Genomic DNA, 14,903 nt, shown 5'->3' with positions numbered 1-14,903 from the left:
TTTGCAGGAGAAGTCATCATAAGAATATAGGAGGATTTATACATGAAAAAACACTGGTCCAGATTTGCACTGATTCCCTTGCTCGCGGTGTCACTTACCGCACTCGCAGGTTGTGGGGGAAGCGATAAAGCAGCGAAGGAGAGCACATCCAGCGGTACAGACCCGATTACGTTTAGCTTCTTCGGAGCAGATACAAGCCCACAATGGAACGGAATGAAGGATGAAATAGGCAAGGAAATCACCAAGAAAACAGGTGTAACCTTGAATGCGGAATTTGATGTCAGCGGTGGAGGTGGAGATGACCGAATTGCTTTGATGGCAGCAAGTGGAGAATACCCGGACTTGGTTTCTCCTAAAGCGAATATTAATAAGCTTGTGGATGCGGGGGCCATGATTGATCTGACAGATCTGATCAACGATCACGCACCTAATCTCAAAAAGCTATATGGACCCTATATGGATCGTTTGAAATACAGTAATAAGGATCAATCCATCTATGTCCTTCCTACGTATGCAGGTGTGGGACAGGAAAGTTTTGACGCAACAGGGGGATTTGAAATTCAGCATAAGGTGCTCAAGGAGTTAGGTTATCCAAAGGTAAGAACGCTACAGGATTATGAAAACGTACTCAAAACCTATACTGCCAAGCATCCGACGATCAATGGCAAAAAAACAATCCCACTCACGCTGGATGCAGATGACTGGAGAATTATGATTACCGTAACGAATCCTGCCTTCCAGACGACTGGAGCGCCGGATGATGGTGAATATTTTATTGATCCCAAAACATTTGAAGCCAAACTTCATTACAAACGTCCAGAAGAAAAGGAATATTTTCGTTGGTTGAACCACATGTACAATGAAGGGCTGCTCGATAAAGATTCGTTTGTGCAAAAAAGTGATCAATACAAATCCAAAATTGCCAGCGGCCGTGTCCTCGGTCTGATTGACCAGGAGTGGGGGTATCAGGATGCTGAAAATGCATTAAAAGCGTCAGGTAAGGCTGATGCCAGCTACGCGCATTTTCCAGTTACACTTTCGGAGGAATACAAGGATCGTTCCTTTCAGGATATGGGCTTCGTGTCCGGTTATGGTGTAGGTATTACGGAAAATTGCAAGGACCCGGTGCGGGCTATAAAATTCCTTGATTATTTAGCTTCCGATGAAGGACAGGTGCTAGTGAACTGGGGGATCGAGGGCAAGCATTATGAGATCAAAGATGGCAAACGCATCATTCCGGCTGATGTGCTGGAGCAAAAAACGAACAATGCAACCAACTTCAGCAAATCCACGGGTATAGATTTGTACACGCTCATCAGCGGACACTATGGTGACGGCGTGAAGGACCCTACGGGTAACTACTATACTGCCAAATTCCCGGAGCAAATTATCGCGGCTTATTCGAAGCCGGAGAAAGAATCCCTTAAAGCATATGGCGTAAAAACGTGGAAAGATCTGTTCCCAGACAAGAAAGAATTTGATGTAAAGCCTTGGGGCGCAGCCTATAACCTGACAACAGACAATGAATCCAACTATAACGTTACATTCAAAAAAACGACCGACATTATCCGCAAACGTATACCCGAAGCTATTTTAGCACCAGCTTCCAATTTTGATACGGTATACGACAACATGATTAAAGAACTGGATGCCGCCGGAGCTGTCCAAATGGAACAGCAATACACGCAACTGGTGAAGGACAGAGTGGAGTTATGGAGCGGTAAGGCTTCTAAATAGCTGACTGCTTTTAACGAAATTTTGAATGCCGGAATGACAGAGCGCTTGTCCTTAAGGTCCATACGGGATTAGCGCTCTGTTTGATCTTGATGGGGGAGGGTTTGATGTGACGAAAGGCGAAAGGCCACAGTCCCTGCGTTTATGGTATCGCCAGCCTGCTGAGGTATGGGAGGAAGCATTGCCAGTCGGCAATGGAAGGCTGGGAGCTATGGTATTTGGCGGAATCAGAGAGGAGCATTTGCAATTAAACGAGGATACGCTCTGGTCCGGGTTTCCCAGAGATGGCGTTCAGTATGATGTATTGCGATATTTGCAGCCTGCCAGAAAGTTGATTGCAGATGGAAAATACAAGGAAGCGGAACAACTGATTAATACGAATATGCTAGGTCGCGATACGGAAGCCTATCAGCCTTTGGGAGATTTGTGGATTACGCAGGAGGGCCTAGGGGAAATTGCACATTATGAACGGAAACTGGATTTGCTGACCGGAACCGCAGCGGTCACTTTTCAGAGTGATGGAGTCCGCTATACCCGTGAAGTTATCGCCAGTGCGCCAGATGGAATCATCATGGTGTCACTGACTGCGAATAAGCTTGGGAAGATCCAAGCATCCGTGCGCATCACTTCCCCCCATCCTTGTGAAGACGAGGTTGGAGAGGATGTACATTTTGGTGATTCATCCAAATGGGATAGCGATAAAGAGGATGATCCATCCGAGGAGCCATCCGGGGACTTTATGACATTGACTGGACGAGCGCCCAGTCATGTGGAATCTAATTATCACGGTGATCATCCACAGTCTGTCGTTTATGAAAATGATTTGGGGATGGCTTTTGCAGTTCAGGCGAGGGTTATTCCCGAGGGAGGAACCTTGACGAAGGACACTGATGGTGCGCTGATCATCTCAGGCGCGGATAAAATCACGGTGTATTTGGCAGCAGCTACTGGATTTAGGGGATTTCACGCTATGCCGAATAGTGATGCAACGGAGTCAGCAGAAGCATGTCAAGTCATTTTAGACGGAGCAATTTCGCTGGGAACTGAGCAGGTGCGGCAACGCCATGAACAGGATCATCGAAAGCTGTTTGACCGCGTTGCATTAGAACTGGGAGGTGATACTCTAACCGACGAATTCGTTCTACCGACCGATCTGCGATTAGAACGTTATCAGAAAGGTCAGGCCGACCCGGGGCTGGAAGTGCTGTTATTTCAGTATGGCCGCTATTTGCTCATGGGTAGCTCGCGTCCGGGGAGTCAGCCTGCCAATCTTCAGGGCATCTGGAATGACCGGGTGCAGCCGCCGTGGAACAGTAATTATACAACCAATATTAATACTCAGATGAACTATTGGCCCGCAGAAGTATGCAATCTTGCCGAGTGCCATGAACCCTTGCTGCACATGATTGGAGAAGTGGCTCGTACGGGACGGAGGGTAGCCTCCATCCATTATGGTGCTCAAGGATGGGCGGCTCATCACAATGTAGATGTGTGGAGATACGCCGGACCTTCAGGGGGCCATGCCAGCTGGGCATTTTGGCCGCTTGGAGGTGTATGGCTAACTGCTCACCTATGGGAGCGCTATCTGTTCACCTTGGATACAGCCTATTTGGCAGAACAAGCTTATCCGCTCATGAAGGGGGCGGCAGCCTTTTGCATGGACTGGCTCGTAGAAGGCCCGGAGGGTCAGCTTGTGACGTACCCATCCACATCACCTGAAAATAAATTCAAAACGTCGGATGGCGAGGATTGCAGTATATCTATGGGCTCCACCATGGATATGACGCTGATTCGAGAGCTGTTGGGGAACTGCATTCAAGCTGCGGATCTGCTGGAATTAGACGATGAGTTCCGCAACCGCTGCGAGGAGACACGAGACAGATTAATGTCCTATCAAATTGGTCGCCACGGTCAGCTACAGGAATGGTTTGTCGATTTTGAGGAAGCGGAGCCTGGGCATCGACATGTTTCGCATCTATATGGGTTATATCCTGGTCGACAAATTCACATCCGTGATACCCCGGAGCTAGCTGAGGCGGCTCGCATATCGTTGCGTCGACGGCTTGATCACGGTGGTGGGCATACCGGATGGAGCTGTGCCTGGTTGATTAACCTGTATGCTCGACTGGAAGATGGCGACGCCGCACATCGGTATGTTCGCACGTTGCTGTCGCGATCAACCTATCCTAATTTATTTGACGCTCACCCGCCTTTTCAGATCGACGGTAATTTTGGTGCGACGGCGGGGATCGCAGAAATGCTGCTACAAAGCCGTCCGGGAGAGCTGACGTTACTGCCTGCCCTGCCAACGGCATGGCCGGAGGGACGGGTCAGTGGATTGAAGGGACATGGCGGGATGACGGTCGGCATGGAATGGTCCGGTTCCCGGCTTGTCCGTGCAGAACTGGCCACATCCATCTCAGCAGGAAGCTGCACGATTCGCAGTGCACATCCATTTAGCGCAGATGCTCGTCAGGCTCTGCCTGATCCTGAGCACGGAGGATTTATTTTGTCATGGATTTTTACCAAAGAACAGGAAATAACGAACGGGCATACGATTATAATTGAAGGAGAGGAATAGACAATATGACCATTTTTCAATTTCCGCAGGAATTTATGTGGGGCACCGCGACGGCAGCCTATCAAATCGAAGGAGCTTATGAGGAGGATGGGAGAGGCTTGTCGATCTGGGATACCTTTGCCCATACGCCTGGCAAAGTATTCAACGGTGATAACGGCAATGTAGCTTGTGACAGCTATCATCGCTACGAGGAAGATATCCGCCTAATGAAGGAGCTGGGCATTCGTACATACCGTTTTTCCGTGTCCTGGCCGCGTATATTTCCCAATGGTGACGGTGAAGTCAATCAAGAAGGATTGGACTATTATCATCGCGTAGTCGATTTGTTGAACGAAAACGGGATTGAACCGTTTTGTACACTGTACCATTGGGATCTGCCTCAAGCGCTTCAGGATGCTGGAGGATGGGAGAATCGTCACACGATTCAAGCATTTGTCCAGTATGCAGAAACGATGTTCCGCGAGTTCCACGGTAAAATACACCATTGGCTAACATTCAATGAACCATGGTGTATCGCCTTTTTATCCAATATGCTGGGTGTTCATGCCCCAGGTCTGACAAATCTTCAGACAGCCATTGATGTAGGACATCATCTGCTAGTTGCACATGGTCTTTCTGTGCGCCGCTTCCGTGAGCTGGGCACCAGTGGCCAGATCGGTATCGCTCCCAATGTCTCATGGGCTGTCCCTTACAGTACATCTGAGGAAGATAAAGCTGCTTGTGCGCGCACCATTTCCCTGCACAGTGACTGGTTTCTTCAACCTATTTATCAAGGCTCGTATCCTCAGTTTTTGGTAGACTGGTTCGCGGAGCAGGGAGCTACCGTGCCTATTCAGGATGGTGATATGGATATTATTGGCGAGCCTATTGATATGATCGGTATTAATTACTATAGTATGTCGGTTAATCGCTTTAATCCTGAAGCCGGGTTTCTTCAATCTGAAGAAATCAATATGGGGCTACCTGTAACAGATATCGGCTGGCCAGTGGAGTCGCGTGGGCTGTACGAGGTACTGCATTATTTGCAAAAATACGGTAACCTCGATATTTATATCACAGAGAATGGGGCTTGTATCAACGATGATGTCGTGAATGGCAAGGTTCAGGATGACCGTCGCATTTCGTATATGCAGCAGCATTTGGTGCAGGTACACCGGGCGATTCATGACGGCCTTCATGTCAAAGGATATATGGCATGGTCACTTATGGACAATTTTGAGTGGGCAGAGGGATATAATATGAGATTTGGCATGATTCATGTCGATTTTCGCACACAGGTCCGCACCCCGAAGGAAAGTTACTATTGGTATCGAAATATAGTAAGTAATAACTGGTTGGAGACCAGACGTTAAACGAAGAGCAATTTTTTTAAAAAATATAGCAAAGACGGATCTGTCTTCATTCCCTTTTGTTTGAATACTGGGTCTTCCGGGGTAATAATAGTCAGGATATGCAGAGGGTTGTTTCAGGTATGTAGAGACCAAAGGGAATAAAGAAGCAAGATGTGTGCATACTGACAAAAATACCGAACGAGGGCGTTAAAATTATTTTGGACCGAAGGGAGTGGAGGGGATGGCTGCAAATTTTAGAAAATCAGGATCAACTGACGGGCAGATGAGCCGTACGGTATCTGTTATCGCTTTGATCGCTTGTATTGCAGGTATTATCCTTATTTTGCTTGATATAGGAAATTTGACTGATCGAAATATATATTTAATGACAGGCATTGGCTGCGTTGTTGCCGGGATTTTTATTTTTCTCGTTGGGAAATCATTTGTCATTGCACGCAAGAAGGAAGACCAGGAAAACGGTCGCAGTTAATAAAATTAAAAATGATTTAAAGCAAATATATACTGAAAACAACAACGTGGGGCTTCGAGCAGTGTAGGATGATAACTGTAGGGAGTCCCGCTTTTTTCTTTAATATAACTTCTTTAAGATACACAAATAACGTTTTTAATATGTCATCTTTGAATTATAATATATTTTGAATTTGCAAGAGAAATTTTATTTTTAGAGATATTTTTCACAAAAATCGGACAAATAATCGACAATTCTGTTAACAATAAAAAAAGTGGCCGCTTTTCTGCTATCTTATATAGGGGCAACATTACAGGAGTTCGTTAAGTTTTGAGTAATTTATTATTTAAGGAGAGGGGAACAACATGAACAAAAAACCAAAAGCGATTATTGCGTTGGTTTTGACCGTGCTCACGGTAGCATTGCTCATTTGGACGTGTTTTTATGCTGGCGGAAAATACGTTGTTTTCGATCCGAAAGGACCCATTGGGCAAGCACAAAAAGAGCTGATCATTCTTACAACGGCATTGTCTGCGCTAATAATTGTACCGGTCATGATTTTGACTTTCTTCATCATTTGGCGGTATCGTGATACACCGACAAACAAGGTGAAGTACCAACCCCACTGGGATGACAGCAAAAAGCTGGAGACCACATGGTGGGCTATTCCAATTATCGTTATCTGTATTATTGCGGTTATTACTGCAAGATATACCTACTTGCTGGAGCCTTCCAAGCCGTTGGCAAGTACGCAAAAGCCAGTAACCATTCAAGTGACTTCACTGGACTGGAAATGGCTCTTTATGTACCCAGAGGAAGGTATAGCTACAGTTAACCAAGTTCACATTCCTAAAGGTGTTCCAGTCCGTTTTGAACTGACTGCTGACGCACCGATGAACTCGTTCTGGATTCCGCAATTGGGCGGACAAATCTACACCATGTCAGGCATGGCTATGAAACTGCATTTGCAGGCCGATCACGAAGGAACTTACTTTGGTTCGGGTGCAAACTTTAGCGGTGAGCATTTTGGACAAATGCGTTTTGATGTAGAGGTCCAGTCGGATGAAGAGTATAAAAACTGGGTCGCTGACATCAAGAAGCAGTCTAAGCCGCTGACGAAAGACGGCTATTTGGCGCTTGCAAAACCAGGTTTGTCCCAGCCTGATGAGTATTCTTCGATTCCAGATGGCTTGTTCAAAGAGATTGTCAACAAGTATGTAGTGGAAGGGGCTCCTAACCCCCATGCTGGACATGGCGGAGCTACATCCACAGAAGATTCAACCAAGTCCGGCACAGAAGATCATGCTGGAATGGACATGAGTCATATGAATATGAGCGGACACAATTAAATGATTATAAGGAAGGAGGCCCCCAATGCTTGACAAAATAAAAGAGTTTGCATCCACTTTCTTCGTTACTGGAGACCCAATGATCTATGGAGCGGACGTCTCCATCGCATTAGCGACGATCGGGATCGTGTTTGTGCTCACTTATTTCAAAAAATGGGGCTGGCTTTGGAAAAACTGGTTGACTACTGTTGACCATAAAAAAGTCGGTATTATGTATATTCTTGCGGCCATCTTGATGTTATTCCGCGGAGGCGTGGATGCATTATTGATGCGTGTTCAACTGGCTACACCGGATGTGACACTTCTGCATCCTGAGCATTACAATCAGATTTTCACAACTCACGGCACGATCATGATCCTGTTTATGGCGATGCCGTTGATGTTTGGTTTGTTTAATATCGCCGTACCCCTTCAAATTGGTGCGCGCGACGTTGCGTTTCCTTTCCTGAACGCATTGAGCTTTTGGCTTTTCTTTATGGGAGCGATGTTGTTCAACTTGTCCTTTGTTATCGGCGGTTCGCCAGATGCAGGGTGGTTGAGTTATCCACCGCTTTCAGAACTGCAATTTAGTCCTGGCGTCGGTCAGAACTTCTATATCTGGGGTATTCAGATTTCTGGTATAGGTTCATTGGCTACGGGGATCAACTTTATTGTGACCATTATTAAAATGCGTGCACCTGGTATGACTTGGATGAAAATGCCTGTCTTCACGTGGTCCGTATTTTCGTCATGTGTTATTATCATTTTCGCATTCCCGATTCTGACGGTTACTTTGGCATTGCTGTTCCTTGACCGCTTTGGAGGAGGACACTTCTTTACGCTTGATTTCGGCGGTAACCCGATGATGTATATCAACTTGATCTGGATGTGGGGTCACCCTGAGGTATACATTGTAGTTTTGCCTGCCTTCGGTATTTATTCCGAGGTCATCAGTGTATTCTCCAAAAAGAAATTGTTTGGCTACAAATCCATGGTTTACGCTATGTTCATGATTGCGATCCTGTCCTTCTTCACCTGGGCGCATCACTTCTTCACGATGGGATCAGGCGCAGATGTTAATGCATTCTTTGCGATTTCGACGATGGTTATCGCTATACCGACAGGGGTTAAAGTATTTAACTGGCTGTTCACGATGTATCGGGGTAAGATTACATTCAAGACCCCTATGATGTGGTCAATTGCTTTTATTCCGAACTTCTTGATTGCTGGTTTGACGGGCGTCATGTTGTCTGTAGCGCCTGCTGACTTCCAGTTCCATAACAGTTACTTCTTGATCGCTCACTTTCACTCCGCTCTGATTGGTGGTGTAGTGTTTGGTTACTTGGCAGGTCTGTACTATTGGTGGCCTAAAATGTTCGGTTTCACATTGCCTGAAACGCCTGGTAAATGGGCTTTCTGGTTCTGGAACATCGGTTTCTATGTATGTTTTATTCCACAATATTCTCTCGGTCTGATGGGTATGACGCGTCGTCTGAGCACTTATGGCTGGGATACCGGCTGGCAGCCGCTTAACCTCGTTTCGACCGTTGGGGCATTCCTGATGGGGATTGGGTTCTTGTTCCAGGTTCTTCAAATTCTTCTGGGCATCAAGAATTACCGCAAGCTGAAGGATACAACAGGCGACCCTTGGGGTGGCCATACGTTGGAATGGTCGATACCTTCACCTGCACCGGAATACAATTTTGCTACCATTCCACAAGTAGAAGAACGTGATGACTGGTGGGCAGAAAAAGATAAACGTGCAAAAGGTATTTTCAGAAAGCAACCGCCAATTGAAGCGATTCATATGCCGAAAAACTCGGCGATTCCATTCATTATGTCGGTATTCTTTTTCATTGCAGGTTTCGGGTTCGTATTCGGATGGTCGTTCTTCTATATTCCAGGGCTGATCGGTGTGGCAATTTGTATGATTTGCCGTTCGTTCTTCTCCTACGATGGCGACTACTATATCCCTGCGGATGAAGTAAAACGCACGGAAGCGGCAATAAGGGGGTCTGTATAATGGCACAAGCTGCAGCACATCACAGCCATGATCATGACCACGGGCATCACGATCCGCAAGAGCTGAAGATGCTTGGTTTTTGGATCTTCCTCGTAACGGACGTAATCCTGTTCAGTACCTTGTTCGCAACCTTCGTTGTCCTTCGGAATAACACGGCCGGAGGACCAGGTGGCGCAGAGCTGTTTAACATGACGGGCGTTATTATTGAAACGTTCCTCTTGCTCACGAGCAGCTTCACAAGTGGTCTGGCTGTGTTGGCTATGAACAAAGGAAGCATGAAGGGATTAATCAGCTGGTTAATCGTAACAGCGATCCTGGGTCTTGGTTTTATCGGTTTTGAAGTTTACGAGTTTGTTGAAATGGTACACGAAGGAGCCAATTTTGGAACCAGTGCGTTCTTGTCGGCATTCTTCACTCTAGTCGGAACGCACGGACTTCACGTTTCGTTAGGTCTGGTTTGGATGATTGGACTCATGTTCCAGTTGAAAAAACGCGGGCTTACACCAGAGACGAAGGGGAAAGTTTCGGCATTGAGCTTGTACTGGCACTTTTTGGACGCTGTCTGGATCTTCTTGCTGACAGTCGTCTATTTGATGGGGGTGATGTAGATGGCACAGCATCAATCAGGAGCGGGTTCGCATGGTCATGATGATTCTCACGGTTCAGTGAAATCCTATGTTATCGGGTTTATTCTGTCCATCGTACTGACCATCATTCCTCTCTTCGTGGTGATGAATCATATGTTGAGCCGCACTTCGACCATGGTTGTTATTTTAGCCGCGGCAGTGCTGCAATTTCTGGTTCAGCTTTTCTTCTTCATGCACATCCGTGAAAGCAATGGACCACGTTGGAATGTTATGACCTTGATTCTTGGTGTAGTGATCCTGTTGACCGTCGTTGGTGGTTCAGTATGGATTATGGAATACAACATGGTAGCACACTAAAAATCACACAAGTACAAACTAATTAGGAAAGAAGGAGCGGACTTAGAACCGCTTCTTCTTTTTTTTGTGTAGCTTATTAAAATTAAAACTGTGGTTTCTTGAACTCAAGTTTACGTATGTGTAAAATGGAATTGTATAACAGTAGAGTGAAAACGATAATACTAGTGGAGAGCGGAGGGAAAAGTAATGAACACAGAATTACTGTTTAAACCTTTTAAGGCAGGTAATTTATCTCTTCCCAATCGGATTGTTATGGCGCCAATGACACGAAATTTTTCTCCTCAAGGTATCCCAGGGTCTGACGTGGCGATGTATTATCGTCGGCGTGCAGAAAATGCGGTTGGTTTGATTATTACGGAGGGAACTGCTATTAATCATCCCGCAGCTGTAGAGCACACCAGCATTCCTAATTTTTATGGTGAGGGATTAAAGGGGTGGGCCAAGGTAGTCGAGGAGGTTCATGCGGTAGGTGGCAAGATTATACCGCAGCTCTGGCATGTGGGTACAGCTCGCCAAATAGGTGCGGATAACCAACCGAATCCCGAGGCATTGCCTGTCGGTCCGTCCGGTATTTCTCCTGCCGGTGAAAAGGTAGTTGAGCCGTTGACCGAGACCGAGATTGCGAATATCATCTCCGCTTATGCTCAGGCTGCTGCCGATGCCCAGCGAGTGGGTTTTGACGGCATTGAGCTTCATGGGGCACATGGCTATTTAATCGATCAGTTTTTCTGGGACAAAACGAATAAGCGTACCGATCAATATGGAGGCAATTTGGTCCAGCGTACTCGATTTGCGGTGGAGGTCATTGAGGCTTGTCGTCGTGCAGTAGGGCCGGATTTCCCAATTATACTGCGATTCTCCCAGTGGAAGATGTACCACTATGAAGAAAAGCTGGCACAGACACCTCAGGAACTTGAACAGTTTCTCGCTCCATTAGTGAAGGCAGGAGTGGATGTATTCCATTGCTCAAGCCGCCGTTTTTGGGAACCGGAATTTGAAGGGTCCGATCTAAACCTGGCAGCTTGGACGAAAAAGATAACAGGTAAGCCAGTTATTACTGTAGGCTCCATTGGCTTGGAGAAGGCGTTTTTGAGTGATTTTGAAAAAAATAATAATCGTCAAACCGAACAATCCAGTAGTGTAGAGGCAAGATTAGAACAACTCGTGGGGCAAGTAGAACGAGAGGAAGCTGATCTGGTTGCGGTTGGACGTGCTTTGCTGGTTGATCCAGCGTTTGCGGTGAAGTTACGTGATCAACAAATAGAAGAAATTATTCCTTACAGTGATGAAGTATTAAAGACGCTGAATTAAGCTTTATGTACTGTAAAGCTATAGCGTTAGGCAAGCATTTGAGACTTGGAAGTCTTCTGTTACAGGGCAAGCTGTAATATAAGCTATTCGTAAACTCTACGAATTTGCTATAATAGGAGCATCAAGTCGAAATACACGGGGTGAAAAGGATGAATTCTGAAACGGAAGCTTTGGATTGCGAGCCGGCTTGTCACGGTTCAGATCAGGAAATCGAGCGCATAAAATCTTCCCTTGTTGAGGATTCCATCGCATACAAAATGTCGGAGCTGTTTAAAGCTTTGGGTGACCCGACACGAATCAAGCTGATTTATGCCCTGGCACAAAAAGAACTGTGTGTTCATGATCTGACCCAGGTGCTCAATATGGGACAATCTGCGGTATCCCACCAGCTTCGTTATTTGCGCAACCTGCGTATTGTCAAACGACGCAAAGAAGGCAAAACGGTGTTTTATTCACTGGATGATAATCATGTGGAGCAGATCTTTTTGCAAACCCATCAACACATATCACATCAATAATCTTTTGGGATAAAACAACAGAGGGCGCCAAGCGATTGGCGCTCTTTTGGCGTTTGTCCGTTGAAGTCGATTTTTTTGTTAAAAAGGGCTAGATGTCATTGACTTTTGACCCTGATCCTGAATATAATGACCTTAATAAATAATATATGAACAGTTGCTCATATATAGTTAATTGGAGGCCAATGATTATGGATGCTCTAAAAAGAACGGAACGGCATGAATGGATTTTGGAAGGTTTGGATTGCGCCAACTGTGCGCTCAAGATTGAAAATGGAGTCAGTAAAATAGAAGGGGTCATGGATTGCTCGGTCAATTTTGTTACGAAAACGTTGACGATGACCACAAGTTCGGATCAAAAAGAAGAGGTTTTTCGCCAGACGGAACGGAAGGTTCATAGACTTGAGCCACATGTTCGGATGGTGGTAAAAAGTGCCCGTGGCCACCTACATGAAGACAGTCGAAGCCATGCTGGTGCAGTACAATCAGATAGCGTAGAGGATTGTGCATGCGGTCATGAGCATAATGATGAAGGTGAAGGACATACACAAGAGCATCACAACCACCATGCAGAGCACAAACATGGTGAATCCACCCATGCTCATTCACATTCGCATGGAGATGATAGCCACGCTGGGCATACGCATGATCACGGTACGGACGGTATGCGCCGCATGATTGCGCGTTTGGCTATTGGTGCGGTCGTTGCGGCTGTTGCCTGGTGGTTACCTGTCGAAGGTGTAGGCAAGCTGGCCCTATTTTTACTGGCATATATCATCGTTGGCGGTGATGTTGTCTTGCAGGCTGCACGCAGTCTGGTGCGTGGAATGGCCTTTGACGAGTACTTCCTGATGACGCTGGCTACTGTTGGTGCATTTGCGATTGGGGAATACCCGGAAGGCGTAGCTGTCATGTTCTTTTATCAAATCGGAGAACTGTTTCAAGGTGTTGCAGTTAACCGTTCACGTAAATCCATCAGTGATCTGATGGATATTAGACCGGACTATGCGAACCTGAAGACGGCTGAGTCCGTACGGAGAGTGTCTCCAGAAGACGTTCGCATTGGGGATTTGATTGTGATTAAGCCAGGCGAGAAGATCCCGCTGGACGGTAAAGTTGTAGATGGTAAATCGCATGTGGATACCTCTGCGTTGACTGGTGAATCGGTGCCTCGTACTGTGGAGCCGGGAAGTAGCGTGTTGAGTGGATTTATCAATACGAACGGGCTTCTAACGGTAGAGGTTAGCAAAGAGTTTAGTGAATCCGCGGTCTCTAAAATTTTGGAATTAGTGCAAAATGCGAGTGCCAAAAAAGCGCCGACTGAAAAGTTTATCACGAAATTTTCCAGATACTATACTCCCGTAGTGGTTATTGTAGCGCTGTTGTTGGCGGTTGTTCCACCGCTTGTTGTGCCAGGTGCACAATTTGCAGATTGGGTGTACCGTGCGCTTGTTTTCCTCGTTATTTCTTGTCCATGTGCGCTGGTAGTATCTATTCCACTGGGCTTCTTTGGGGGAATCGGGGCAGCCTCCCGTTCAGGTATTCTGATCAAGGGCGGGAATTATCTTGAAGCTCTGAATCATGTAAAATACGCTGTTTTTGATAAAACAGGCACACTCACCAAAGGTGTTTTCCGTGTAACAGGGATTTATCCTGCCGGGGATTTTACAAACGAAACCCTGCTCGAAACCGCCGCTTTGGCGGAGCTGCATTCCACACATCCTATTGCTGCGTCTCTGCGTGAATCCTACGGTAAAGAACTCAGAGCAGAACGGGTTCAGCAATATAGTGAAATATCCGGTCACGGGATTCAGGCACAAATTGATGGTCGTCTGGTATCAGCCGGGAACGCCAAGCTGATGGAGCGGGAGCATGTGGCTTTTAACGTGGCGCAGCAAGCAGGGACGCTGGATGAAGGAACGGTCGTACATGTGGCTGTAGACGGAACGTATGCCGGGTGCATTCTGATTTCAGATGAGGTTAAGGAAGATGCAGCCCAAACGGTTGCTTCACTGAAAAAGTTGGGTGTGGTGAAAACCATCATGCTGACGGGTGACAATCGGACAGTTGCCGAGGCTGTAGGACGACAGCTGGGTTTGGATGAAGTACGGGCAGAGCTGTTACCTCAGCACAAAGCCGAAGCCATCGAGGAGTTGTCTGCAAGTAAAAAAATGAGCGACAAAATTTTGTTCGTAGGCGATGGGATTAATGATACACCCGTACTGGCGCTGGCGGATGTCGGTGTAGCGATGGGCGGTTTGGGATCGGATGCTGCGATTGAGGCGGCAGATATCGTAATCATGAACGACGAGCCTTCAAGGCTGGTTACGGCGATCCATATCGCCAAGCGCACGCGTCGTATCGTATGGCAAAACATTATATTTGCGCTAGGTGTCAAAGCTGTGTTTCTTACGCTGGGAGCATTCGGTATTGCCACTATGTGGGAGGCTGTATTTTCCGATGTAGGTGTAACATTGCTAGCCGTATTGAATGTGATGCGTGTATTGAAGGTTCGTTCTTACGAGTAAAAAAATAAACACCCCCGGGTTAACATCGGATGTAGGCATCCTGTGAAGACCGGGGGTGTTTTTTTATAGGTTCTTTTTTCGAGAGGTCACGTGTCAGCAGTATACTGAGGTTTTTTGTGATGTATGGTAGTTGTGCTGA

At 46.5% G+C, this 14,903-nt stretch carries 11 protein-coding genes; all 11 read left to right on the top strand.

The window, feature by feature from the left end:
- Positions 1-42 precede the first annotated feature (42 nt).
- The 11 genes from MKY16_RS20885 (at position 43) to MKY16_RS20835 (ending at position 14,764) form a co-directional block, all read left to right on the top strand.
- Entirely contained in the window at positions 43-1,737 is a 1,695-nt protein-coding gene (locus tag MKY16_RS20885; RefSeq protein ID WP_039273751.1) for an ABC transporter substrate-binding protein, read from the top strand.
- Between the two features lie 106 nt (positions 1,738-1,843).
- A complete protein-coding gene (locus tag MKY16_RS20880; protein WP_340956861.1) occupies positions 1,844-4,315 on the top strand; it encodes a glycoside hydrolase family 95 protein in 2,472 nt (823 codons plus the stop codon).
- A gap of 5 nt (positions 4,316-4,320) precedes the next feature.
- Positions 4,321-5,667 carry a GH1 family beta-glucosidase gene (locus tag MKY16_RS20875; RefSeq protein WP_069011659.1) on the top strand — a complete coding sequence of 449 codons (1,347 nt, stop codon included), beginning with the start codon at positions 4,321-4,323 and terminating at the stop codon, positions 5,665-5,667.
- 220 nt (positions 5,668-5,887) lie between these two features.
- Complete coding sequence (locus tag MKY16_RS20870) at positions 5,888-6,136, top strand: hypothetical protein (protein ID WP_029519233.1); 249 nt, start codon at positions 5,888-5,890, stop codon at positions 6,134-6,136.
- A gap of 344 nt (positions 6,137-6,480) precedes the next feature.
- Positions 6,481-7,464, top strand: a complete 984-nt coding sequence (cyoA, locus tag MKY16_RS20865; protein ID WP_029519232.1) for a ubiquinol oxidase subunit II — start codon at positions 6,481-6,483, stop codon at positions 7,462-7,464.
- Positions 7,465-7,489: 25 nt separating this feature from the next.
- Positions 7,490-9,466, top strand: coding sequence for a cbb3-type cytochrome c oxidase subunit I (locus MKY16_RS20860; RefSeq protein WP_025723659.1), 1,977 nt, complete (start codon positions 7,490-7,492; stop codon positions 9,464-9,466).
- Complete coding sequence (cyoC, locus tag MKY16_RS20855) at positions 9,466-10,074, top strand: cytochrome o ubiquinol oxidase subunit III (RefSeq protein WP_013373104.1); 609 nt, start codon at positions 9,466-9,468, stop codon at positions 10,072-10,074. Before MKY16_RS20860 ends, cyoC begins: the two co-directional genes overlap by 1 nt.
- Positions 10,075-10,410 carry a cytochrome o ubiquinol oxidase subunit IV gene (gene cyoD, locus MKY16_RS20850; RefSeq protein WP_029519230.1) on the top strand — a complete coding sequence of 112 codons (336 nt, stop codon included), beginning with the start codon at positions 10,075-10,077 and terminating at the stop codon, positions 10,408-10,410. It abuts the gene before it with no gap.
- Between the two features lie 186 nt (positions 10,411-10,596).
- Positions 10,597-11,721 carry an NADH:flavin oxidoreductase gene (locus MKY16_RS20845; protein ID WP_029519228.1) on the top strand — a complete coding sequence of 375 codons (1,125 nt, stop codon included), beginning with the start codon at positions 10,597-10,599 and terminating at the stop codon, positions 11,719-11,721.
- A 149-nt stretch (positions 11,722-11,870) separates the two neighbouring features.
- Positions 11,871-12,239, top strand: coding sequence for an ArsR/SmtB family transcription factor (locus MKY16_RS20840; RefSeq protein WP_007432172.1), 369 nt, complete (start codon positions 11,871-11,873; stop codon positions 12,237-12,239).
- Positions 12,240-12,427: 188 nt separating this feature from the next.
- Positions 12,428-14,764, top strand: a complete 2,337-nt coding sequence (locus tag MKY16_RS20835; protein ID WP_340956859.1) for a heavy metal translocating P-type ATPase — start codon at positions 12,428-12,430, stop codon at positions 14,762-14,764.
- Positions 14,765-14,903: the final 139 nt, after the last annotated feature.

This window comes from Paenibacillus sp. FSL L8-0641 (assembly GCF_038006265.1).
GTDB classification, from domain to species: Bacteria; Bacillota; Bacilli; order Paenibacillales; family Paenibacillaceae; genus Paenibacillus; species Paenibacillus polymyxa_D.
This window is presented reverse-complemented; position numbering and strand designations above follow the sequence as displayed.